The sequence below is a fragment of the Arthrobacter sp. CDRTa11 genome (genome assembly GCF_026427775.1).
Classification (GTDB): Bacteria; Actinomycetota; Actinomycetes; order Actinomycetales; family Micrococcaceae; genus Arthrobacter.
The window spans coordinates 2,087,862-2,110,702 of sequence record NZ_CP044532.1 but is presented as its reverse complement, the minus strand read 5'-3'; the positions used below and the strand labels follow the sequence as shown (position 1 = coordinate 2,110,702).

Below are 22,841 nucleotides of genomic sequence, written 5' to 3'. Positions count from 1 at the left end.
CCATGTCGTACCCAGCCGGATACCGGATAGAGCGGGAGCACCCCCGGCGCCGCCGCAACGGCGAAACCGCAAGGCTCAAGGCAATCCAAACCGCGATTGAACTCTTCGCAGTGGGCGGCTACGGAGGAACTTCCATCGCCGATGTCGCAGCTAAGACCGGTCTCTCGCAATCCGGCTTGCTCCATCATTTTCCGTCCAAAACGGTCTTGCTGTCAGCGGTGCTCGAACACCGTTCCAAGGAAGACGCCGACTTCCTTTTCGACGGAGAGCAGGCTCCTCTGGGCTGGGAAGCCTTCGATGCCCTAGTATCCCTGGTTGCGAGGAACTCAACCCGGCCCGACTGGGTGGGGCTTTTCGTGAGGCTCTCCGCCGAAGCCACCGAACCGGGACATCCCGCGCATCAATGGCTTCTGGACCACTATTCGAGCCTGCGCCGGTGGCTTAGCGAAGCGCTGGAAGATGGGAAGGTCCACGGGAATGTCTCCCAGGACGCCCCAGTGGAGGCAATCGTCAACAACACCATCGCAGTCCTTGACGGCATACAGCAGCAATGGCTCTGCGCTCCCGGGAGTTTCTCGATGGTGGCGCAGTTGAGAATTTTCATCGAAAGCATAAAGACCACCTGGGGCTAAGGGCCGGCACCGGGGAAGTTCCGTTTGATCCGCGGACCCTCCCCTCTGTTGCCGTGCCCGGTTCACGGAGAAAGTCAGAAAACATGGAAACTCCTGCAACACATCAAGTAGCCGTTCAAACGGACGCGCCGGACCGGCACGAAGGCCAGCGGCGCACCATCGGCGTCCTGATCGCAGGACAGATTCTCGGCGGAATCGGAATGGGCGCCTCGCTCTCACTCGGTTCCCTTCTTGCCGTTCAGGTCTCCGGTTCCACGTCCTGGTCCGGAATGGCCGCCACGATGAATACACTCGGCGCCGCCGCCTTTGCCATCCCCTTGGCCCGCGCGGCCGCAAAACGAGGGCGGGGAGTCTCGCTCGCGGCCGGATCGCTGACCTCCGCATTCGGTGCAGCCATCGCCATCGCTTCGGCGGCACTGTCCTCCTTCCCGGCCTTGCTGATTGGGCTCATCCTGCTTGGCGCGGGAACCGCTGTGAGCTTCCAGGCCCGCTTCGCTGCCACGGATCTGTCCACGCCAAAGACCCGTGGCCGTGACCTTTCCATCGTCGTATGGTCAACCACCATTGGGGCAGTTTCCGGCCCCAACCTCTTCGAACCCGGAGAGGCCTTCGGCACACTGCTCCACTTGCCGACGCTGACGGGTGCGTTCGCGTTCACGGTGGCGGCCCAGTTAGTTGCCGCCCTGGTCTTTTATGCGGGCCTCCGGGTCAAGCCCCAAGTCATGGGGCCCCCACCGAGAGAAGACGGCGGCATCACCACCAAACCTGATTCCGGCTTCTCGATCCTTCGCCGCAACCCCGCCGCCCGTTACGCCGTTACGGTGGTGGCGCTCAGCCACGGCACCATGGTGGCACTCATGTCGATGACCCCGGTACATCTGCACGATCACGGGGCAAGCCTCGCGATCGTCGGCATGACCATCAGCCTCCATATTGCGGGGATGTTCGGCTTTTCGCCGCTGTTCGGATGGCTCTCAGACCGCCTCGGCCGGATTCCCGTGCTGCTGACGGGGCAGGCAATGCTGCTGGCTTCCTTGGTGTTCGCATGGCTCGCCCCGCACACCATGGTGACTCCAAGCCTGATCCTCCTGGGTCTGGGATGGTCAGCTTCCATCGTTTCCGGCTCGTCCCTGGTGGGCGATTCGGTGTCCGCAGCCGAACGGGGTCCCCTGCAAGGTGTTTCAGACCTCCTCATGAACCTCACCGGGGCAACTTGCGGAGCCCTGGCAGGACCCATCCTCGCCGCCGTTGGCTATTCCGGGCTTAGCGCAGGAGCCATGGCACTGGTCGGCGCCGTCACCGCATGGACCCTTTGGCGGTTACTCAGGGGCCGCCGGGCTCCAGCTGGCTGACGTGACCACCATCAGCTGTGCGCCACAGGCTGAAGCAGCCGGCCGGAATATTCGTTGCAGCCCAACAGGATATGAAGTTCCATTCACGCCTTGCCGAGGCGCGGCACCACCTGGAAAACCTGCTTGCGGTTTCTCTGCCACGGTAGCCGTCGCAGATCCTCAAGTGCTGGCCGCCCTTCTTGGGAACCCGCCTTGTCGCGCGAAAACACGACGGCGGGCGCCCGTCTCATGCCAGCGGGGTGGTGGTGTGTTGGCGGACCAGGCGCAGGCCTTCCTGGTTCTCGGCAGGGGTGCAGTCCTCCATCCAGAACAGATCATACGGTTCCAGGGCTTTGCCGAGTTTGGCTGCCTGGATTGGGGTCATCCGGTGGTGGCCGTCGTGCAGTAGCGACATTTCCGGGCCGAACTCGTTCCGTGAGTGCGAGAAGTTCCCTGTCAACTTCCGTATTGGACGTAATGCCTGAACTGGTTGACTAGGCGTTCCATCTCGGCGAATAGATGTCGTACCTTCTCCAAATAGGAGGACGAGGGGCCGTGCCGGTTCGCTTACGTCAGACGCCCAGTGTGGAGGCCGGTGTCCTGCCTGCTGCTGGGAAGGCAGGTGAAGAAGGAGGGCTGCTCAACTGGAGCGAACGGGACGACTAGCCACTGGCCTCCGTAGAACTCCACGTAGGAGTCTGAAGGGCAACCTGCATACGCTTCTTCACGTGTCATGCCCATCATTCCCTTCAACCTGGTTCGGAGATGTCTACATCTCGCTTGTTCTTCTATAAGTTTCAGACCTTTAATGTTATATGTCAATAGACATTTGACGTTAAAGGTCAGAGAATGAAGATGGCGTAGCCAAGCACGCCTGACAAGGAGCAACCGTCCATGACCTCATGGAGAGAGCAGCTCGCCTTCGCCCCGTTGGCCACCTTTGACCGGGGGGAGGAGGTGGGGAGGCGGCTCAGGTACGCCATCGAGCTCGGAGTGCTTGAAGACGGGACCCAGCTGCCCAGCGAAAACGAGCTGGCAGCCAAAATGGGCGTCTCCACCCTGACCCTTCGCGCTGCCTTGGCAGAACTGCGCGGACGCGGCTTGCTCGAGACGCGGCGCGGCAAGGGCGGCGGAAGCTTCGTCAAAGCCAGCACGGGCGACATTATCAAGGCCGAGCGCGAATCGGTCATGGCCTACTCCCTCGACGACCTGCGCGACATCCGCGACTACTGGGCCTTCCTGGCGGGCTCCGCAGCAGCTGCCGCCGCGGAGCGCAGCGGACGGCTTTCCCTTGCACGCCTGGCATCCATGGCCGCCAAGATCGAGTCGGCTGAGGATTCCGCGCAGGCGATCCGCGACGACAGCAGGTTCCACATCGAACTTGCCGCCAGCTCAGGCTCCGTGCGCCTCACCCGCGAGGAAATGGCAATGCAGGCCGAAGTGGGGCCACTGATCTGGGCAGCCCCCGCCGGATACAGTAACGCAGCCTCGGAACATGTCGCCATCGTTGAAGCGATCCGGTCCGGCGACGGGGCACGTGCCCGCGCTCTGGCCGAAGATCATGTCCGTGCGGATATGAACCGGGTACTCGACCTGCGCATGAGCGTGGATGCATCACGGAAAGAAACTTTTCCTGACCCCGTCAAGGAAGAACGCGAAGTTGCGTTGATCGAATCCTTTTCTGAGCTGCTGGCCGATACGGCCTCCTCCTCAATCCGTGCGATTGAAGACGCGGTGCGCGTCCAGCTCGGCTCTAAGCGTGAGGCCGACAGCTCTGCCCTGGACGCTATCTACGACGTGTCGCGACGGACTCTCGAAGGGAACGTCGCACTTCTGTACGGAGCGGGATTCCTTCCCGACACCTCATTCGGCCATGCCGGCTCGGCGTGGTGCCATGCCCCGACAGGACCGCAATCACTTCAGCGGCTCGTGGTCGACTGGGACTTATATGACATCGGAACCGTAGCGTGGCGCCCTGAACACTATGGCGACGAAACCATCCACATCAGCCATGCATACCTGGATGCCAACGGGAGCAACGAAAACGTCCTCACATTCAGCAAAGCCGTTTACGTGGAAGAGGAAATGGTCGGGATCGTCGCTGCAGATGTCCTCGTCCGGGGAATCCAGAGCCACCTCGAACCGCACCTTCGGGCCTTGCCTCCCAATACGTGCCTCGTCGACCAGCAGGATGCCATCATCGCAACCAACACCGGCCGCTTTATGGGAGGAACCTACTCAGCCGGACAATACGCCGGGAAGCAGATCGACCTCGACGCCATGCCGTGGCGGCTCTTCATCGGCACCCCTACGGCTGGCCGCGTGCCCTAAGTGCCGCCGCCCCCGTCATACAGACAGCGCCTTTAACTGTGTAGAAATTGCCGTCCATATTGTGCCGGGCTGTGGAAACATACAGAAAAAAGGTACAAAGGAACGCCGCATTCACCGGCCCGTATCCGAGACGTCGGATGCAATTTGGACGCCCCACCCCTCCTACCTACCCGCGGGCCGGACGTCCAACTCTTCCGTCGAGAACTTGTCTATGCCGAACCAACTTAACCTGAACAAGCGCCCAGCGCCTGACAGTTGGGAGGTGCGGTTACTCAGCCTCCGGTGGTATTAGGTATAACCCAACCTGACGTCAGGCACTCCCTCAAACACCGTCGGAATAGGATCTAAAGTTCGTTACTGGACGTCCCTTTTTAGGAAGTCATAGGTCTCATCCAGACAGCTTCGGCAGGGTGGCTCTTGCAGCTGGGCGTTCGCCGAAAGCTCACCGAGTTGGATGTTACCCCCGCCGTCGCTCCACAGGCAAGCACGAAACGCTGTTATGTGATGACTACAGGAACAGCAATGGCATCATCGTTCACGAGACCGCTCGGCATGGCGGCTCCACGGGTCCCTCCCCTTAGCGGCATGCCCTACTGACGCACCAATGGGTAGACACCGATTCATCGGCGACGGTGTTGAAGGTGAGGCCACCTGCTGGTCGCCAAAATCCTGATTCGGCGTGTTCAAAATTTCTTCTCGCCTCAGGGCAATAATCATGCTGCGAAAGTTAAGCATCTCCATGAATTGATGGGAAGCAATATTGCTTTTGTCATTCTGAAAATCCATCATCGCTGGGCCGGTCCGGCGCACGATCTCAGCCTCAATCGCTGGGCGAGCTAGCGCCATTTATTCAAAAAATACCGCAGCTCTTGTCCTTCGATCTCCTTTTCAGGATGCCCGAACCATCAACGGCCCGGGCCCCAGGCCGCGCCGCGTTCAAAGGAGAAGGAACATGGAATCGCTCAGCATCAAAACCCCAGCCGATGTCCTCAGTTTCGTGGGACATACTCTTGGCTTCTGGCCCAAGGAGAGTCTGGTCTGCATCACGTTGAATCATAAGAATATGGTCGGGGCTACACTGCGTGTGGATCTGCCCAAGAGCGAGGAGGGGCTCTTCGCCTACGCCCAAACAGTCGCCGGCTACATCCAGAAGGACGCGAATGCCTCGACGGTCCTCTTCGCCGTCTACACCGAGAAGCCTTGGGAGATTGGTGAGGAGAAACCGCAGGCTCATACCGTCGCGGCTCTGACTGGCGCCTTGGCCCAGCAAGGTATTTCCATTCGAGACGGACTGCTTGTGGGAAACGAGGCGTGCTTGCCATACGACGGTGATCACTTGAGCGGCCCTTCAATCCCCCTCGCGGCAACCCAGTCCAGCGAAATCAACGCCGAATTCGTGTACCGCGGGAGCCAAATCGAACCACAGGGGATCAGATTACCTGCATCAACCAAGGAGACCTTGACGACCGATGCAGTCTTGGACCGCATGGAGGAAATTCGGCGCCTTCCTGCTCAAGAAGCGTTAGACGAGGCCCGCGCACTCTGGGGGTCCATGCTGCAGGGGAAGACCTATCCCACGGATGAGGAGACCGTTAGTCTGATTGCGAGCTTCCAGTTCGCCGGGATCCGCGATCGACTTATGGCCGACATCCCGGGAATAGACGAACCGATGGTCGAGGTCCTCCTGGCCCAGACCGAGGCCAAACCACAATGGTCAAGGGTGGAATGGGCGCAGCAACTGCTCCTACATGCCTACACGCACAGCAGCACCCAACACTCCGCAGCACTGTTGACCACCGTCGGGTACATCAACTGGTGGGAAGGCCGAGGCAGCAAGGCCCACCAATTCCTGCAGCTCGCACTCGAAGCAGACCCCGCCTATCGCCTGGCCCGGCTCAGTGACCAGATGGTCGCACAGGGAATGCTCGCGCCCTGGAGCACAGACAGGAACAAGGCATATGGACCGAGAGGGCTCGAAGCTTCCTAACCACAGCACTTCACTCGCCACATTCCAAAGAACCGCCGACCCGCCGTCGACGGTTCTTTTCTGCCTCCAGTACGCCGGCACTAACTTCTTTGCCCTTGGCACAAAGCCCCTCCCCCAAACGCTCATCCGGTCAGAACCGACGATGACAGGTGCCCAGCAGGCACCCTCCACTCGCGCGTCCACTGGCAGACCCACAGCGCATTCACACCTCTGGCATCCAAGGCCGACGCCGTGGTCGTCGCCTCACGCCAAGTCATGTTGCACAGGGGCACCAGGCTGATGAATGAACGTGAAGAGGAAGATATGCGAGGAGTGCCGTGTGGGCTTTGAGCCGTCTCGCAAGACGCAACGGTTCTGCTGCACCCGCTGTGCCGATAGACAGCGTGATCGACGACGGCGGAAACGGAACCAGGGCGGTGGGGTTCGGACCGATGACTCCTATCCGGCACAGTCCCTCAGCACATCCGAAGCTGAATGCCATTCCCCATCAGCCCTTGAACCTCGAGCGACCAGTCGAGGACACGATGCTGCCATTAAGCAATTCCAACAGACGATCGATGCACTTCAGACCCAGCTGCGGTCCCAATCGTTGGATCTCGACCGCGTCGAAGCTGACAACGCAGAGCAACAGGCGCGTGTAAGCGTCCTCCAAGCTGAGCTCGCCCGATTAAAGCGAGCACAGCGAATAAACGTCCAGGATCTGGCCCACGTCGCCGCAAGGCTTGTAGCTATCACCCAAGCAAAACAGGTGCCGCTGGACACGAAGACGATAGAGATCCTCCGCCGTCGAGGTTGGATCTCGAGCAAGCGCCGAGCGGAGGTCAGAGGGCGATGACCATGTCCATCGCCCGGCTCTCCGCTCAGTCGGGCCTGAAGTACCTCTTCAAGACAACAATGATGGACGACATCACCGTCACTCCCCCGAACGCCACCAGCTACTACATGAAAGCAGGAACACCGCAGGGCAGATGGCTTGGCTCAGGCCTCGCCGGCATCAACCGCAAAACCAGAGACGTCGTCACGGAGACCGATGCTCAGGCGCTTTTCAACCACGCCGTCCATCCGGACACCGGCGTCCCTTTAGGCCGGCCACACGGCCAACCCACCCTCGTTCAGACCAGCCAAGGTCAAACAACCAGACGGCATGCCGTCGTCGGATTCGACCTGACCTTCAGCGTCCCCAAGTCGGTCTCGGTCCTCTGGGCCCTTAGCCCCCGCACCATGCAGGACCAGATCCTCCAAACGCACCACGAAGCCGTAGCAGCCACCCTCCATTGGCTCGAGGAGAACGTCATCCACACACGAGCGGGACGTAACGGCGTCGCCCGCATCGGCACGAACGGCGCGGTCGCTGCTGCTTTTGACCACTGGGAGTCCAGGGCCGGAGACCCGCAGTTGCACACTCACTTAGTCATCGCCAACCGCGTTCAGCGCATCACCGACGGCGCCTGGGTCACCTTGGACTCCCGGACCCTCTACAAAGCGGCCGTCGCGGCCAGCGAGCACTACAACGGACTCCTCTTCGATGCCCTGCACCGGAACCTCGGGACCGACGCGGAGATGCGGAAACCGGCAGCCAACACGCACAACCCAACCCAACAGCTCGCCGGCGTCGACGACGAACTGATCCGCGAATTTTCCAACCGATCCCGCCTCATCGACCTGGAAACCGACCGCCTCGTCTCCGTCTGGACTGAGGAGCATGGCAAACGTCCAAGCGCTACTACGACAGTGAAGCTGAGGCAGCAGGCCACTCTCTCAACGCGAGCGCCTAAAGCGGAGTCAGTCGCCCCGCTTCGCGTGCTCTCTCGGCAGTGGCAGGCACGCGCTATTGCTCGGGGCTACGAGCCTAGCCGCGTTCTCCTCGAGACTGTCCGACGCTCGCAAACCTCACCATTCCGCAGTAGCGACTTCACAGGGAACTGGGTGGAAGCCGTTGCCTCCATTACCAAGGATCGTGTGGCGGCCAAACGCTCCACCTGGAACCGGTGGAATCTACTGGCCGAGGCCGAACGGGTTTGCGCCGCAGTCCGCTGCCAAACCCCCGGGGACCGCAAGTGCTTGATCGATGCCATTGCTACGGCCGCTGAGATGCAGTCCGTCCCCCTCAATGAGTGCCGATACAGCGTCGACGCGGACGCGGCGCCTGACCTGCGCCTCGGTAAGCAGAGCGTCTTTGATTTTCATGGCGCACGACTTTACACCGACGCCAAAACCCTCGCCGCTGAGGATGTCGTTATGCAAGCAAGGAACGACGACGGCGGGCCTGCCGTGCGCGCCACCGTCACCATGGACGCGCTCGCCACCTACACGCATCACGGCCGCTTTGAACTGCACGCGGACCAGCGCGCCGCCGCTGCCCAGGTTCTACTGAGCGGTAACCGGCTCGACGCCGTCGTGGGACCGGCCGGCACGGGCAAGACCACCACCCTCGGGGCTGTAAAGGCCGCGTGGGAATCAGAGTTTGGTGCAGGCAGCGTCGTCGGACTAGCACCGGCGGCGGCAAGCGCCGAGGTTCTCGGACGGGAACTGACCATGGACACGGAGAACGTCGCCAAATGGCTCTATGAGTCCGTGGGTCAAGGAGCCAGCCAGCGAGCGTCACGTTTTTTCGAGATGGAACGCCGCCTCGACGCCGAGGTAAATCCGCTTAGCTTCCGGCGAACGCGTCTGGCACAAGAAACAGCTCGGTTGGCCGCCGAACAGAACAGGTGGCGCTTTCACCACAACCAGCTTGTCGTCGTAGACGAAGCCTCAATGGTGTCCACGATTCAGCTGTCCGCCTTGGTGGGACAAGCACGAGACGCCGGAGCCAAGATTCTCTTAGTGGGCGACCCTGCCCAACTGGATGCCATCGACGCGGGCGGCATCCTTGGCTGGCTGGACCGACAAGGAAAAACGGCGAGGCTAAGTACGATTTGGCGGTTCGAGCAGGCGTGGGAACGGGAGGCGTCGCTAAAGCTCCGCTCAGGCGACTACGCTGCCATCGCTGACTACGATCAGCAGGGGCGCATCCGGCACGGCTCCTATGTCAACATGGTCGACCAGGCCTACGTGAACTGGCAATCCGATATCCAATCCGGAAACTCGTCCATCCTCATAGCGGCAGACAATGACACAGTGGGCATCCTCAATGAACGTGCCCAGGCCGATCTGGTGATCCAGGGGGTCGTAGACGCGGAGCAGACTGTCCTGCTCAGCGACGGGCTGCGCGCCGGCCGGGGTGACACGATCATCGTCCGCCACAACGACCGCACCATCTGGGACAGCAACGGTGACTTCGTTCGCAACGGAACCATGTTCGACGTCGGACGCGTCGCCAAGCGCGACGGCTCCCTCGTAGCGGTCCGCAGGGACACAGGAGGCGTTGTTACCTTGCACCGTGATTACGTTCAGTCCGCGGTTGAGTTGGGGTACGCCACAACGGCACACCGTTCCCAGGGCCTTACAGTGGATACCGGCCACACCGTCGTCACAGAGGGGCGACTGACCCGTGAACTCCTGTACGTGAGTATGACCCGGGGGCGCATCGGTAATTACGCATACGTCAGCCAAGACGATCCGCTGGATCACGATCCTTTGGACCCGTCAGTGCAGCTGTCATGGCGCGAGATCCTGGGTGAAGTCCTCGCTGCAGAAGGTGCCGAGCGCACTGCCCATGAGGTCCGTGACGCCGAACTTTCCAAAGCCAACAGCTTGCAGCAGCTTAGCGCGGAGTACGACTACCTTGCACAGATCGCAGCCGGTGAGGATCTGGCTGAGTTCCTCCAGTCCCATGCCCCGGAGCGGATCAACGAGATCCAGCAGTCTCCCTCGTGGGGTGCAACTGTTGCAGCCTGGCGCCGCTGCTCTCCTATCAGCCGCCCAAGCACCCAGCGACTTGTCGTGGAAGCCTTGGAGACAAGCTTGTCGGCTAGAGATCTTGCGTCTGTCCTTCACTCCCGACTCCGGGGACTTCTCTCTCGCTTGCCTTCAGATGAATTCACAACGTTTCCTGAGGTTCTACAAGCGAGCCGCTCCGACCTGGGAGGGCTGATGACCCAAGTAGCGGATCGAATGGAGCGCAGGTCGGACGATGTCGCGAAAGCGTCACTGATGCAGGACACGGATTGGAGGCGGGATCTTCTCCAGTCCCTCGGACGAGAGGTACAGCCGGAAGAGGCAAGACGACTCATTCGAGAAGTCGCTCTCTTCAGAGACAGGTGGGGCGTCGACGACTCTCCACTTCCCCTCGGACCAGTGCCCCCAGACTACGAATGGGAACAGAAATCGCAGCGGGCGAGCATTGAGCGTCGAATTTCCCAAGCCGCCCTCCCCTCTTATGCCACGCCCCAGCAGCATGGAGCATGGACGGAGGAGCCTCGTCAGCGTGAGGCGAGTCTTATCAATGTCGGATGGCAGCTCTAAACTGGGCAGCGGAAGGAACCCATGAGCTCGAACCCAGTCCTCAAGCCCAGGTTGGCGACACCCGCGCTGATATTGACCAGTGCCGCGGTCTCGATTGCGGCTGGCTATTTTCTGACAGCTCTGAGTGCCGGAATGCCCCGTGGTGCGATTCTGATAGTTGGCGGCGTTACCATACTCTCGGCGTCTGTTGCCCTAGCGGCCATTTGGCTGACTCGCTTTCACCGCCGCCGCGCTTGGATGGCGGCCGCCGAACAAAAATGGCACGAGTTCGATGATGCCAAGCGGAGTCACCGTACGACAACCGAAATCACCGTGATCAGCGTCGATGCTCTGGAGCCCACTGGATCCTGGATTACGATTTATTGGAATCGTTTCGACCACGTTCAGCAAGCATGGATCGAAGCTTTGCCGGAACCGATCTGGCCTGGATCGGTTCTCCTTATTTCCCCGGATCCCGCACAAGTCAAGCCGGGACTTCCGTGGCCCCAGACCTACTACATTGGCGGCCCTGACACACTTGCCTGGGCGCCGAAAGCAGAACCGACCAGGAAGCCGCGGAAGATTCCAGCTCGCGCTCACTCTTAGCGATGACTAGTGCAATCCCAACCAAAGTCCTTTGATGAGAGGAAGTTGGATATGCCGCTAGCGGTCCACTTAGGATCTTGCTGACACTTAGGCCTGTGCAAAGGTCATCAAGGAAGCAGGACGCGGCGACGTCCGTCACACTTCCAGCCCCTTTCCAAGAGCCCGCACGATCGACCCATTGCCGGATCCGCTCGATCTCGATGAAATCAGGAAGCCGGCCGCGAATCCGCTTCCGACAGCTGTCCAATGCGCCGCGACATTAACAATCGCACCTCCGAAATCCGGCCAATCCCGACGCAAATTAACACTCGTCGGGCGATCCCGTCCGCCTGGAGATTAACAATTTTGGCTGGCAAGGACTTCGTGGCCCCGGCAGAGAGGCTTCCCTGAGCGAGTGATCAACTAGAGGCAGAATTGTTCATTTCGCCCGCACTGGACTTCCGCCGCCATTCCTACGCGGACTCGACATGCGCCGCGTCCGACGCGTAATAAAGGCCCAGATCAGGACCCTGTCGGGGGCCGGCCATGACAATGTCTTTATGAAAAGGCCGTTGGGGGTAGCTCTTTCCGTTGTCGCTTTGCTGTGCGTGGTGGTCGTCGGACTGGTGTTCACGGGGGTCTGGTCACCGCCGTGGGAAGCAAAGGCCACCCCGGAGGCTGACGGCAGCATCGCCGTGGCACAGGGGCGGGACGTTACTCTGCCCAGCAAGGACGGATCCCCGGAAGTCACCATTCCTGGGTCTGCCATATCAAGTGCGGGGAAGTTGCACGTCAAACCGGTGGCGTTGCCGGAGAACCGGTCCGGCTGGGCTATCGAGTTGGTAGGGGCTCAGCTGACCGGCGAGGCCACGTTGGTCTTCAAAGGCGTAGTCAAGGACGGCGAACCGGCCCCTCTCGTGGGGTTCACCGAGAATCCCGAAGACGATCCGCAATACATGCTGAACGCTGAAGTGTCCGGAGCTGACCTCATCGTCCGCACCAACCATTTCTCCAACTGGTTCACTGACAGCTGGGACTGGCTGACAAACTGGGCCAGGAACAAGCTCGACTCCGTCTACAAAGGATCCGGCTACGGTTCCCAGCCCAAATGTGAGCGGGAGTCAGAGGCACGGGCAGGAGGGGTTACTGTCACCAGCGACAGTGGTGGCGCCGTCCAATGGTGCGTTGGCAAAAATGCTGATGGCTCAACGGTCCTGAAAGTGAACAACTCCCGCGGCTACGCTGTTTCGGCTGAGAGTACGGCTGGGCTGACATTGGGGAGCCGCAGTCTGGACTTTGGGCAGATGCTGCCCCGGCTGGCGAAATACATCACGGCGCCGACCATCAGAGGCAGCAGCATCAACATCATTGGGCCCGGCGAGACAGTCGAATACAAGTTAGATTCATCCGCCGCCGTTGGGGTCCGGCTGGACCCCTCTCCCCCGGCGTACCTGGCCACGGCACTGTGGTTCGGTATTGAGACGACCACCATGGTCTACGGGAAGATCTTCGGCAAGATTTCCTCCGAAGCTGTCAGCTCTGCAATGGACGCCGCGAACTGCGCCGCCGGATTCCAGGGGATGGCGACAGCTGACGTGACTCAGGTATCGGCAGCCGGGAGGTACCTCAACGACGCGGTCAGCACCGTCATGGCCTGCAGCGGAAAGGTCTTCATGGACCTGGCCAAGGGGAAGATGCTGGACATCCTGGCTGTCAGTGTCGCGCAGGTGTTCACCTGGGCCTGGTCAGGGATTCAAACGGCCGCACATGGGCTCGCCGCGGCCGCAGACACCGCCCTGAACTTCAACGGGTACCGGATTTCGATATCGCCGCCTTCCGCCGTGGACCACACGCCCCTGCCGGCGACAGTCACATACTCCGGAACAATCGAGAACGCGACGTTCAGCTTCGAACATCCGCTGGAATGGAAAGTCGACGATGCCGTGACGGGAGGAGCAAAGATCACGAACGCGCGCGGCGAAGAGATGGGCGAGTTGGCGGTCTTCACGATCTGGGATGCCAACGGGGCCATGAAACATCGTCCTGTCACCAATCTGCCGTCTACACCCGGCAGGGCGCCGCTGTCTGAAACCGGCCTTTTCGTGGTCAAAAACGTGGCCATGGACTTGGGCCCGTTCCCGGAAGAGCTCGGGATGATCAAATGGCCCAAGCCAGTCCAACTCTCAATGTCCATGAGCCCGCCGGACTCGGCACCTCCGAAGGAACTGGTCCCATTCCTCCTATACGGGCAGGTCCAGGTGGAAACCGGCAAACTCTCCATCGGAGGAATGACAACCCGCCTCGTGCTGTTCAACTCGAGCAAATACTTCAGCACCATGGCTGAGATGACCGCCTACACAAAGACCACCGAGTACCAGCAGATCCAGTCGATGCTCGCGTCCTTCAAAGGCTGAGACGGCGGAGGGAGCGCCCCCGATCAGGGACGCTCCTTCCATGAGGCAGTAGTGGTATTACAGGCCGCCCTCAGTTCAAACCAGTAGTTTTTGTCCACGTTTACCAAAACTTACCAACACAATGGCCGGAAAATTGGTCCGGCGTTTTTCCGGTTAGAGGCTCCCCAGGGGCGTGTAATGGCGCCATGGCGAATACGCGCATGTCGGCCATCGCACCTAGTTACACGTAAGCGCCAGCGGCAACTGCCCCCGGAAAACTGCGAAACTCAGTCACCTCGTTTCAGTGTCCTATGTAGCCGTAGTCTCATTTATCTGCGAGTAACTTCTACCCGTTCACTGGAGTCAATAGCTCTGTTGTCCAGTGCTATTTTCACGCGGCTACAACGAACACAGTCCACGTGGTCCCAAGGCAGTAGACCGGCGGATTGGAGTATTGTTCGACCGACATCCGTGGCCATTTCTTTGTAATCGGTCAAGGGCTTTGCCCGATGCGTCATGTTCCTTACAGGCAATTCACGCACGGCGACGCCTGTTTGCAGTGCCGCCATGGTGAGCGCCACATCGAAGCCCCAGTGCCCTGGAAGATGTGTATTGCTTAGGAAGGATCTTGCCACAAGCGCCAGCCCACCGAGCGGCTCACTCACCTTTTGAAAACCCAGGGTTTTCAGAAGTGGTTGCGCGCATAAATATGTAACCGGTGCTAGTTCGGGCGCACGGTCCAATGCTAGACGGGCCAGAATTTCCCCAGGAATCCGGTTTTCTAGCAGAACCTCCGCCGCCGTGAAGTCGAATCGCTCTATGTCTGCATCGCAGAGGAAGACCAGGTCCGTTTGCGTATGTTGGACGCCGGCGTCTACGGCGTAGCCTTTACCCCGACGGGGCTCGTAGATGACACGGGCGCCCGACCGTCGTGCGATGGCTCCAGTCCCGTCGGTGCTACCGTTGTCGACGACCAGCACCTGTTCGGGGTTCAGGGCTCGCCGGAGAACTGAAAGAAGGTTGCCGATCCGGTCAGCCTCGTTACGAGCGGGTATCACGAATGTGCAATTCACCACCGACTCCTTTCACAGATTTGTTCAATTCGTGGATCCCACCAGTGGTTGTGGTAGTCGGAAGCAACCCCGCCAACGCTGCAGCAGCGCTTTTGTTCATCCCTAAGAACGCCTGCTGCAGCTCACGGATAGCACTGGTAGGCAGTGATGGCTGTTCTCGCTGTAGCCTCACTTCCATTCGTAGCCACCATGAGTATTGTTCTCCAAAGTCCCAATCAAACTGCGAGCGACCGTAGTGCGCCATAAGTGCGCTTCCGAGTGGCGAACCGGGGTAGGGATAGATCGGATCGACTGGGATGTCCCAAGTAAGCGACATGTCATGGGGATAGATGTCAACATAATCTAACGTCGACATATTGAGACGGTTGAACCGGACGACCGGGATGGCGTCCCGGCAGGCAATCACTCCGAGATCTGCCTGCTCAAGGTGCTGGCGACGGCCCATGTCTTTAGAAAGAAGGTCACCGACCACATCAACGCCGAGTTCTGCGTAGACGCAACCAGCACTCGCGAGTCGCCGTGCCCGATTATCGTTGATCAGGTCTGGCCTTCCTTGAAAGCCAAATGACAGCCCGGAACGCTCGAGCAGAGAAAGGACATCTTCTTGATGATCAGAGGCAATATTGAACGTCTCGTCTATAAAAAAGACGTAGTCGTATCCGAGCTCTACAGCTTGCGCAACTTCACGAGCGATCGAATCAAGGGGCCGCCGTCCGTAGCGATCGCGAACTGGAGCTTTCGCACAGTACGCGCATGCCCATGGGCAGCCCCGACTTGCCTCGAGAAGTATGCCACGAGAATTATTGCCAAACACTGTCCTTTCTTCATCGCTAAGTGACCAAGCATGTGGCGGATAATCTATGGAAGAGCTCAGCACCTGGAGATCGGCGACTGGGAGGTCTACAGCGCCGTCGACTCGGATTATTCCTTGATCGTTGCCGTTGTATAAATACGGGCTTTCAGCTGGTGCCGCCAACTCGAGAGTTGGACCGAGCATGGTGTCCGTAGATCCGCGCCAGACATAGTCGGTACCTGTCGCCTTGTGTGCCCACTCGGGGTTGTGGGTCCCATGTGGGCCCACCACCACTAGACTTCCCAGAAAACCAGAGCTTCTTATCGCAGATATTAGCTTTCTAGGAGCCTCCACACTGAATGGTGGACAACGCCAATACAAGGCATTCGGTGCCGAAGAGATGATGATGAAATCCGGGTTGCTCTGCAGTACAAGTTCAGCAGTTGCTGAGTCAGTGAGATCGTGTAGATATGCGTCGGTGCAGATGAATGAAGCGGATTTCAAGGACGCCGATAGATACGCCCATTCGAGGGGAAATGAGACCGGAGGTCTCAGGGTGTCTGTCGGGAGAGGCGAAAGGTCTGAGCGCCAATTCGGGGTTACTGCGTGGACTTTCAAGATTCTGGTTCTCCTGCCCGTATCAAGCTGTCTAGGTTGGCGAGAGTTCGATCTGAGTTGTAAACCTCGAGCGAACGACGATCCTGCACAGTTATCCGACGAGACGTCCGACTGACGATAGCTTGTGCGAGTTCTTGGACGTGCGGCCCGTCCACACCGGTCGGCACTGCGACTTGTGATGCTGCTCGCAGAAGCAGTGAAAGCCCTCCAACGTCTGAGCCGATGACAGGAGTTCCGAGGCCAATCGACTCAGCCGCGAGCAGGCCTAGGGGTTCGAAACGAGAAGGCATTATCAAACAGCTTGTTCGAGTTAGCGATGCGCGCAAGTCGGCTGCGTTGTTCCAAGGCAGCCAAACAATGTCGATCGATTTGTCCCGAGCCTGGCCACGGCACTCCCGTTCGTATTCAGCATCGCCGTGCCCTGCGATGATTCGGCATAGAGGCGGGGACTCGATCATATCGAGAGCTTTGATCAGGATGTCGAACCCCTTTTGGCGAACGAATCTTCCGGCCGCGAGGATTTCGTTAGGTAAAGGTTTGTTCGAGATTTCTTGATCTACGAAATGTGCCAGCGGAAGATTTATCACAAAGGCTTGTCGGCCTGAGATTTCAAGGACTGCTTCGGACTGGGCCGTCGAGGCGACGGCGATCTGGGGCGCCTCAAGGTGGACGTCCCTTTGTAAGTCCCAGAGACGGCTTTGGCCAGGATGCTCTTCCTTAGCCAACCCATGCGAAAAATACACCACGTCGATACTCCGAGCCCCTCGAAGCGCTCGAATCAACGGCAAGAACTCTTCGTTGTGGATGATTACCTGCAGTGCGTTCTGAGTGCTCAGTCGCCGAAGTAGGTAGGTCATTTCCTCGCTGATAATTGCGCCGAGGGCCAACCGATCTGCTGCATAATAAAAGTCCCCGGGCCCATTGATGAGGCCGTGAGAGGTGCGTATATCCTGAACGGGGTGTTCGAGTGCTGGAACGAGAGCAGAATTCAGAGGAGTCAGAACCGCAGTGGGAGTTGCTTCCTCGGTCGCTGCCCGCACTAACAAGTCGATCGCAGTGCCAATTCCTCCCCAAACGGCGTTGGGATGTTCAACCGAAACATGCACTATTAACGACGGCATGCTACGACTATCAATCGAGGTGATTTGGTTGTGTAAGCAGAAAAATCGAAGTCTCCAAAGACCGATTGGTTGTGCCAGCCAGCCTCAGCGAGAGCAGTCAGCATCCAAGGGAGACGAGGTTCGGGATATGAAAATGAGTGCACCGAAATGACGTTCCAACGACGAGAGAGATTGCATTGGTACCTCCGCTCTCTGAAGCGAAGACTAATCATTCGGCCTTTACCACCTTCAAATGAATCACGTGCGAGCTTCAAGCGTGAGCCACGGTTTGCCAGGTCAATCACCAAAATTGCCTTGGGTTTTGCTATTCGAGACCATTCCCGGAGTTGTTTCGAAATGTCCCTGTCATAATCCAAGCTTGAATACATACTGTAAAGCGCGTCGGCGCTCTCGCTTTCGCAAGGAATTTGGGAAAGATCTGATTTGACATAACGAAAATTAAGGCCATTAGGTTTTGGGGCCGCATCGACGCCGATAACAGTCAAACCACGGGCACTGAGACGACAAGCATGACGGCCTAGTCCGCAACCTAAATCGATGATCGTTTGGCAACCGCCGAAAAGTGTTGTCAGAAATTCCACTTGGGTGTCGGTGTCGTCTCGAGACTCGACATCGTCAAGACTGAAGGGATATGGCTCCTCGAAGAAAAAACGCCTCCACCCCAAAACAAAGCGCAGCCTCATCGGATTTCACCCCCCGTGACCGCGCCGCATGGAGTGTCTGCGCTTCCATAGGTCGATGCAGTACGAAGAGAGTTAGAGGTTAGGTCTATGGCATGAGGGCATGAACCACAAATCGTTAGAAGATGCGCGTCGCAGTGCACGCGCCCCGTGTAGTGGCATTCAGGACGCGCCCGCCGCCACCGAAAGACATAAGTACAACCCTCGTGATCGCAGACGAAACGCTGCCAGAAGCCGTGTGCGTGCGCAATCAAAGCGGCGCTACTAAGGAGAACGAGCACCGACGCTGTGATTAGGCTGACAGTTCCTACGGTTTCCAGCATAGTTGGAGCTGAAGTAAGGCCAACGACGGCGGCCGCCAGTAGCAAGAATACTGTGACCTGCGCGGAGAGCACCGTTGCCTGAATCCAACTTCGTGTCGCGTTGTAGACCGAGAAAGTCGAGATTTCACGGGAAAAATCCCAGATGACTCCGGCCACAGCGATGAAGATTGCAATGAGCGCGCTGAAGCGATCGCCTTCATCAATTTTCGTCGCGAGTATGGCGACAACGAAAATGAGGAGACTAGCCACGCCGGCCCGTCCAAGGTGCAGCCAGGGTGCGGTAAGTCCCTCGTTGGGCGCAAACCGGTAGAACAGGCGAACAGGAGAGTTCCTGAAATAGATATTTGTTAGACGGAAACCAGAATCCAAACGAGACGGGTAGGCCAACGTGAAGTTACCTTGCGTGCTTCGCGGCCCCACGGACACCGGAGTCCTTAGGGTGATCAGGAGCGGTCGCTGCGGCGCAAACGGAACATCCATTTGCAGAGCAAGCACTGAGTACAAGTAGGGCGAAGCCCCGCGCAGCGGGGAACAGATCTCCCACAACTGAAAACTCAACTGAAAATCACGGACAGTTGCGTCGGGGCTGAGGGCTGAGATCGTCGTTCCAGACCAATCGGTAGTGACACGCAAGGTAAGCAGCGGATCGTTACTCGTGAGCTCCGTGATTTCAAGCGAAGCACTACCCGCTTTTCCGATGTGCAGGAGCGGTACGGCTTCCGTTGTCGAAAGAGGGACGGAGCGAAGAGTGACATGGATGTCCGACACTTGATCGCCGGGGGTGGCTCCGATAGTTATCTCGGTCCGTTCCCCGGAGCCGCCATGGCGAGATCCTCTGTCGAAGGCGTCGCGGTAGAGAGTCAGCGGATCCGTCCGCCGCAGCACTTCACGATTGCGACCGTTCATCGGGACCACAGGAATTCGATCGGGCTCTCTTCAGCGACCTTGTCGAGGTGCTGACGAAATCGACCTACGGCGGGCTGGCTCTCATAATGTGAGATGGCACAGCGCTTCGATAGAACGTTGTGCGGGGATGCATTAGCAGACCAGATCAGTGCCTTCTCGCCCTCAGGAAAAGCAGAACACTCGATTGCGTAGGGTTGGTCAGAGTAGTAGACGGTCTGTCTAGCATTGATGAACTGCCCGATGTCAGCGACGGTTCGGTGATCGATGTGATGCCCTATTCCGCAAGGCAGTACTAGCAACGATGATGCCCAAGAGCCGTTCAGAGCTAGAACGGATTGTGCAACCGCCGACCGAAGTGAAGGCGAGACACCGAGATCAGGGTCGAAGACGGAGTTACCTTCCCTGTATGTGTCTCGGAGGGGCGCATCTAGGAACGCGAGAGAGTGAAGATTGACGTCTGACCAGTCTGCAAACAGGTTATCCTCGCGTGCACGTATCGCAGTGACAATGTCACGATCACCATTCGGAAGCCAACTGAATGCGGACACCGTGAAAACGCTCACAATGTTGATGGGCTTGGGCAGTGTGCCGGCGAGGATCGCTAGAGCGAGACTCAGTGCTGCATCGTCCGGGTGGGGCGAGATGATCCAGGTACCGGCGGTAATGGACGCGAAGTGACTCAGGACCATGCCGCGACCTCCAACCAATCGAGAGTCTGGGTTGAGTCTGCTCCCATTGCTCGGACTATATCCCAAATGGTTTGAGGTATATGACTGATTTTCACCTCTCGATGATCGTGTCAACTTAGTCGAGTCACCGAGGACAGGGACTGCCGATTGGGTCAGCGATAGGTCGCCAGGCTGACCTTAAGTAGGCACTGCCCGAGAGTGGTTGCCTCGCCGCCGACGCTGCTGGTTGCGGCTAGCACGCCGTGGATAAGCACAAGCACCTCCACCGATGGAAGAGCACCTAAACGCCCTTACATGGGGAGTGGGCGCAGCGGCGCAGTCTGGACCTCGCCTGGTCCCTCACTCGGCATAGGAATTACATCGCCAGGAAGCTGTTCGGGGGAGCCCAGCAGCGATTGCCGCCATGGCCGCCCACCAGTTCCCTTGCCGGGACTGTTCTCAGCACCTCAAAGAGCTCGAGGACGGCGATCGGGCAGGGGCCGGTCAACCCGGTATACATGTCGGTGGATCTGCGCGGAGGGCCAGCTGCGCCCGTGCCACATCGACCTCGCTTACCCGGACGGACACAAAGACCGTCTCCCCCGGGCTGTCATCCCAGACGTCCCGTTCCGCCAGTGCTCTGCGAAGCCCTATAGCCCTGAAGGGCTTAAGCGATCCGGCCACGGGATTGGAAGCAGCACTGCTGCAGTGAGATCTGGAATGTCCAAGTCCAGCATCTAATGGCGCATTGTGTTCCCGCCAGCATGACCGTTGAGATGAAGCTGCATCGCCGCTTTTGACTCATGGGGAGCCGGAGCTGGGCTTGCTGCTGCTGAGAACCGCCTGGGCGGAGCCCCGGATGCTGTGCCGGCACGGGCAGCACCCCGGCAATCCTGAAAAGAGCTCACCATACATCGAGTATGTAGAGAACAATGTTCGCCGGTGTCGAGGTGCCGCGGTCAGGGGCTGTCCTGATGGCTGATCGAGTTGTGACAGCTTGCGGCAGCCCGCATGGTCAAGGTGGTGCCCAGCGCAAGGCTGCCCGACATCGATGAGACCCACGTGACCAGCCGTCGCCATCCCGGTAGTTAGGTGCGCACGTCGTCACTGCGGGGCACCATCGTTAGTTAGGTCATACGCTCTCGACAAGGGTGTTCCAGAGCGTCGCAGTCCAGAAAACAGGCGTTGACTCCGGTGGTACACCTGTTACTGTTTTCGGACTCGAATGCCCGCTTAGTGGTCGTCACCAGCTCATCTCATTCCCCGTTGCCGGGCCAAAAGGGGGCACCACAACCGGATTCTTCGTCGAAACGTTGTAGGCAGGGGCAGAAGAAACGCCGGCCACTGACGTCTGAGGGCCGGCTTGAACTTCCAGCTCAGGACGAGCATCTGTCGTGCGTGACGAACGCTGATAAACGGCCGTGCCGAATCGAAGATCCGGCCCGATGGTATCCGCGATGATCCGACGTGCTTCACGCCGTTCTCCGTCCTTGTCGTAGGCGCGAAACTCAAGCTCGCCAGCCACGTTGACCGGGTCACCCTTCTTAAGCGAGTTGGCAACATTCTCTGCGAGCGCGCGGAAGGCCGAAACGTTGTGGAAGACGGGCTCGCCGTCTTGCCAGGTGCCATCTGCTCCCTGGATTCGCTGGTTCACTGCGACGCGCAGCTTGGCGTGTGCGATGCCGCTTTCGCCAATGGTGAGCTCAGGATCGGCGACGAGGTTGCCCGTGATGCTTACAGGGATCTTGGTACTCATTTTCATTCCTTTCAGTGTCGAGCGGGCCTCTCCCGCTCATGGGTGTTGCAGTTACGACTACGGGCCAGCCATCACAGGCCCATCGGGCTTCACAATGGGGCCGGCACGGACATACGACGCCGTTGGAGTAGCCTGCGGCTGCAATTCAGGGCCGGCAACCTTCCCCCCAAACCCTGGTGGATCAGTGATCTCGAGGATCCCCTTCGTCGCAGCGGTAACCCGGCCGAGAACCGACTTCGCTACATCCGCGCGGGACGTAGGGTGCATGCTGTACATGTCCTGCTCGAATGCGGCACGCTGAACTTGAATCACCGTTTCGGCCCATCCCAACAGGTACAGCGCTGATTGGTCACCGCGGTCAATGCCGTGGGCCCGCAGAACCGTGTAAGCCACGGATTCGGCCTCGATTTCAGCAAGGCCACGGTGGTTCGCGCTGCTGCCGTACAGTTTGCCCGTCTCGTCCTCTGGGCCGTGAAGCATCACATGCCCTAGCTCATGCGCGAGGACTGCGACCCTGTCTTCGGCGTTCATCCACGCTCCCACCTCGATCCGATGCTGTGCGAAGTCAGTGAAGCCGCTCGCGAGACCGTGCTGAGCGTCAGAGAGATGCAGTTCGAAACCATGTCGACGAGCCACGTTGGCCAATGATTCCCATAGCTCCGGCGCACTAGCCTCAGCTTCTGTTCCCCCGCGGGGCACCAGGAGCGGCCTGCCCTGCGTTTGTGAGACATCAAAAACCGCCTGCCCGCGCCAACCGGTGATTATTGTCTTCTTTCCACCATCGACAGCACCCCGCGGCAAACTATCGCCGACTGGAATGCGCTGCCGGGCGCCGTCGGGCATGACCACCTCTTGAACGCGAGCTGTGCGAGGCGCAATCACCCACAAGGCGTGCTCCCCCTTTAGGACTCTCCGGCCGTGGCGTTCCCACTCCTTGTAGCCGGCCACTAGAGAGGGCTCCTCGGTACCCCGCTGAGCCATCTGCATCATGAGCAAGGCAACGTTCCCGCCCGAGTACCGCCACAGAGTTGCCGAAGCGTCCAAGAGCACCTGCCACTGGGACGGGGACTCCACAGCGTGCTCAAGGTGTGCGTGAAGCCCTTCTGTCAGTGCAGCGATACGCTCCTCGGGGGACATCCGCGTCTTGCCGAGTTCGTCCAGCCCTGGCGCAGGACCGAGCGGAAAAGCACCACCCACGTCCTCAGACATTGGAGCCACGACAGCCACCTCCACGCTTCTAAGCTCCACCAATCGGCGG

The 22,841-nt window shown here is 59.3% G+C and carries 14 protein-coding genes and 1 pseudogene; 7 read left to right on the top strand and 8 right to left on the bottom strand.

Features of this window, described 5'->3' with window-relative positions; translation table 11 throughout:
- The first annotated feature begins 2 nt into the window (after positions 1-2).
- Both F8G81_RS09575 and F8G81_RS09570 read left to right on the top strand, forming a co-directional pair.
- On the top strand, positions 3-632 hold the full coding sequence (locus F8G81_RS09575; RefSeq protein WP_267278740.1) for a TetR/AcrR family transcriptional regulator: 630 nt from the start codon (positions 3-5) through the stop codon (positions 630-632).
- An 83-nt stretch (positions 633-715) separates the two neighbouring features.
- Positions 716-1,984, top strand: coding sequence for an MFS transporter (locus F8G81_RS09570; RefSeq protein ID WP_267278739.1), 1,269 nt, complete (start codon positions 716-718; stop codon positions 1,982-1,984).
- Positions 1,985-2,213: 229 nt separating this feature from the next.
- On the opposite strand, the pseudogene F8G81_RS09565 reads toward F8G81_RS09570, so the two are convergent.
- A pseudogene (locus F8G81_RS09565) lies at positions 2,214-2,405 on the bottom strand (enolase C-terminal domain-like protein); the annotation flags it as partial.
- 452 nt (positions 2,406-2,857) lie between these two features.
- On the opposite strand from F8G81_RS09565, the gene F8G81_RS09560 reads away from it, so the two are divergent.
- The 5 genes from F8G81_RS09560 to F8G81_RS09540 all read left to right on the top strand — a co-directional run bounded on the left by F8G81_RS09560 (position 2,858) and on the right by F8G81_RS09540 (position 13,666).
- Positions 2,858-4,294, top strand: coding sequence for a GntR family transcriptional regulator (locus tag F8G81_RS09560; protein WP_267278738.1), 1,437 nt, complete (start codon positions 2,858-2,860; stop codon positions 4,292-4,294).
- A 952-nt stretch (positions 4,295-5,246) separates the two neighbouring features.
- The gene (locus tag F8G81_RS09555; RefSeq protein WP_267278737.1) at positions 5,247-6,281 is read left to right on the top strand and encodes a DUF4192 domain-containing protein; all 1,035 of its coding nucleotides are present in this window, start codon (positions 5,247-5,249) and stop codon (positions 6,279-6,281) included.
- Between the two features lie 831 nt (positions 6,282-7,112).
- The gene (gene mobF, locus F8G81_RS09550; RefSeq protein WP_267278736.1) at positions 7,113-10,688 is read left to right on the top strand and encodes a MobF family relaxase; all 3,576 of its coding nucleotides are present in this window, start codon (positions 7,113-7,115) and stop codon (positions 10,686-10,688) included.
- Positions 10,689-10,709: 21 nt separating this feature from the next.
- The gene (locus tag F8G81_RS09545; RefSeq protein WP_267278735.1) at positions 10,710-11,273 is read left to right on the top strand and encodes a hypothetical protein; all 564 of its coding nucleotides are present in this window, start codon (positions 10,710-10,712) and stop codon (positions 11,271-11,273) included.
- A 539-nt stretch (positions 11,274-11,812) separates the two neighbouring features.
- On the top strand, positions 11,813-13,666 hold the full coding sequence (locus F8G81_RS09540) for a hypothetical protein (RefSeq protein ID WP_267278734.1): 1,854 nt from the start codon (positions 11,813-11,815) through the stop codon (positions 13,664-13,666).
- A 308-nt stretch (positions 13,667-13,974) separates the two neighbouring features.
- Here F8G81_RS09540 and F8G81_RS09535 read toward each other — a convergent pair whose 3' ends face one another.
- From F8G81_RS09535 to F8G81_RS09505, 7 genes are all read right to left on the bottom strand, one after another.
- Complete coding sequence (locus tag F8G81_RS09535) at positions 13,975-14,718, bottom strand: glycosyltransferase (RefSeq protein ID WP_267278733.1); 744 nt, start codon at positions 14,716-14,718, stop codon at positions 13,975-13,977.
- Positions 14,687-15,715 (bottom strand): B12-binding domain-containing radical SAM protein, encoded by a 1,029-nt coding sequence (locus tag F8G81_RS09530; RefSeq protein WP_267278732.1) that lies wholly within the window; start codon positions 15,713-15,715, stop codon positions 14,687-14,689. Before F8G81_RS09530 ends, F8G81_RS09535 begins: the two co-directional genes overlap by 32 nt.
- Positions 15,716-16,125: 410 nt before the next feature.
- Positions 16,126-17,250, bottom strand: a complete 1,125-nt coding sequence (locus F8G81_RS09525; RefSeq protein ID WP_267278731.1) for a glycosyltransferase family 4 protein — start codon at positions 17,248-17,250, stop codon at positions 16,126-16,128.
- On the bottom strand, positions 17,238-17,831 hold the full coding sequence (locus F8G81_RS09520) for a class I SAM-dependent methyltransferase (protein ID WP_267278730.1): 594 nt from the start codon (positions 17,829-17,831) through the stop codon (positions 17,238-17,240). The genes F8G81_RS09525 and F8G81_RS09520 overlap by 13 nt, the downstream gene beginning before the upstream one ends.
- A 98-nt stretch (positions 17,832-17,929) precedes the next feature.
- Positions 17,930-19,159, bottom strand: a complete 1,230-nt coding sequence (locus F8G81_RS09515) for a hypothetical protein (protein ID WP_267278729.1) — start codon at positions 19,157-19,159, stop codon at positions 17,930-17,932.
- Positions 19,160-21,070: 1,911 nt separating this feature from the next.
- A complete protein-coding gene (locus tag F8G81_RS09510) occupies positions 21,071-21,583 on the bottom strand; it encodes a single-stranded DNA-binding protein (RefSeq protein WP_267278728.1) in 513 nt (170 codons plus the stop codon).
- A 57-nt stretch (positions 21,584-21,640) separates the two neighbouring features.
- The gene (locus tag F8G81_RS09505) at positions 21,641-22,792 is read right to left on the bottom strand and encodes an ArdC-like ssDNA-binding domain-containing protein (protein ID WP_267279181.1); all 1,152 of its coding nucleotides are present in this window, start codon (positions 22,790-22,792) and stop codon (positions 21,641-21,643) included.
- Between the last annotated feature and the right edge of the window lie 49 nt (positions 22,793-22,841).

Excerpts from the sequence above, each read along its gene's own strand:
- F8G81_RS09575 (WP_267278740.1), top strand. The coding sequence starts at position 3 with ATGTCGTACCCAGCCGGATACCGGATAGAGCGGGAGCACCCCCGGCGC.
- F8G81_RS09570 (WP_267278739.1), top strand. The coding sequence starts at position 716 with ATGGAAACTCCTGCAACACATCAAGTAGCCGTTCAAACGGACGCGCCG.
- F8G81_RS09560 (WP_267278738.1), top strand. The coding sequence starts at position 2,858 with ATGACCTCATGGAGAGAGCAGCTCGCCTTCGCCCCGTTGGCCACCTTT.
- F8G81_RS09555 (WP_267278737.1), top strand. The coding sequence starts at position 5,247 with ATGGAATCGCTCAGCATCAAAACCCCAGCCGATGTCCTCAGTTTCGTG.
- mobF (WP_267278736.1), top strand. The coding sequence starts at position 7,113 with ATGACCATGTCCATCGCCCGGCTCTCCGCTCAGTCGGGCCTGAAGTAC.
- F8G81_RS09545 (WP_267278735.1), top strand. The coding sequence starts at position 10,710 with ATGAGCTCGAACCCAGTCCTCAAGCCCAGGTTGGCGACACCCGCGCTG.
- F8G81_RS09540 (WP_267278734.1), top strand. The coding sequence starts at position 11,813 with ATGAAAAGGCCGTTGGGGGTAGCTCTTTCCGTTGTCGCTTTGCTGTGC.
- F8G81_RS09530 (WP_267278732.1), bottom strand. The coding sequence starts at position 15,715 with ATGCTCGGTCCAACTCTCGAGTTGGCGGCACCAGCTGAAAGCCCGTAT.
- F8G81_RS09525 (WP_267278731.1), bottom strand. The coding sequence starts at position 17,250 with ATGCCGTCGTTAATAGTGCATGTTTCGGTTGAACATCCCAACGCCGTT.
- F8G81_RS09515 (WP_267278729.1), bottom strand. The coding sequence starts at position 19,159 with ATGAACGGTCGCAATCGTGAAGTGCTGCGGCGGACGGATCCGCTGACT.
- F8G81_RS09510 (WP_267278728.1), bottom strand. The coding sequence starts at position 21,583 with ATGAGTACCAAGATCCCTGTAAGCATCACGGGCAACCTCGTCGCCGAT.
- F8G81_RS09505 (WP_267279181.1), bottom strand. The coding sequence starts at position 22,792 with ATGTCTGAGGACGTGGGTGGTGCTTTTCCGCTCGGTCCTGCGCCAGGG.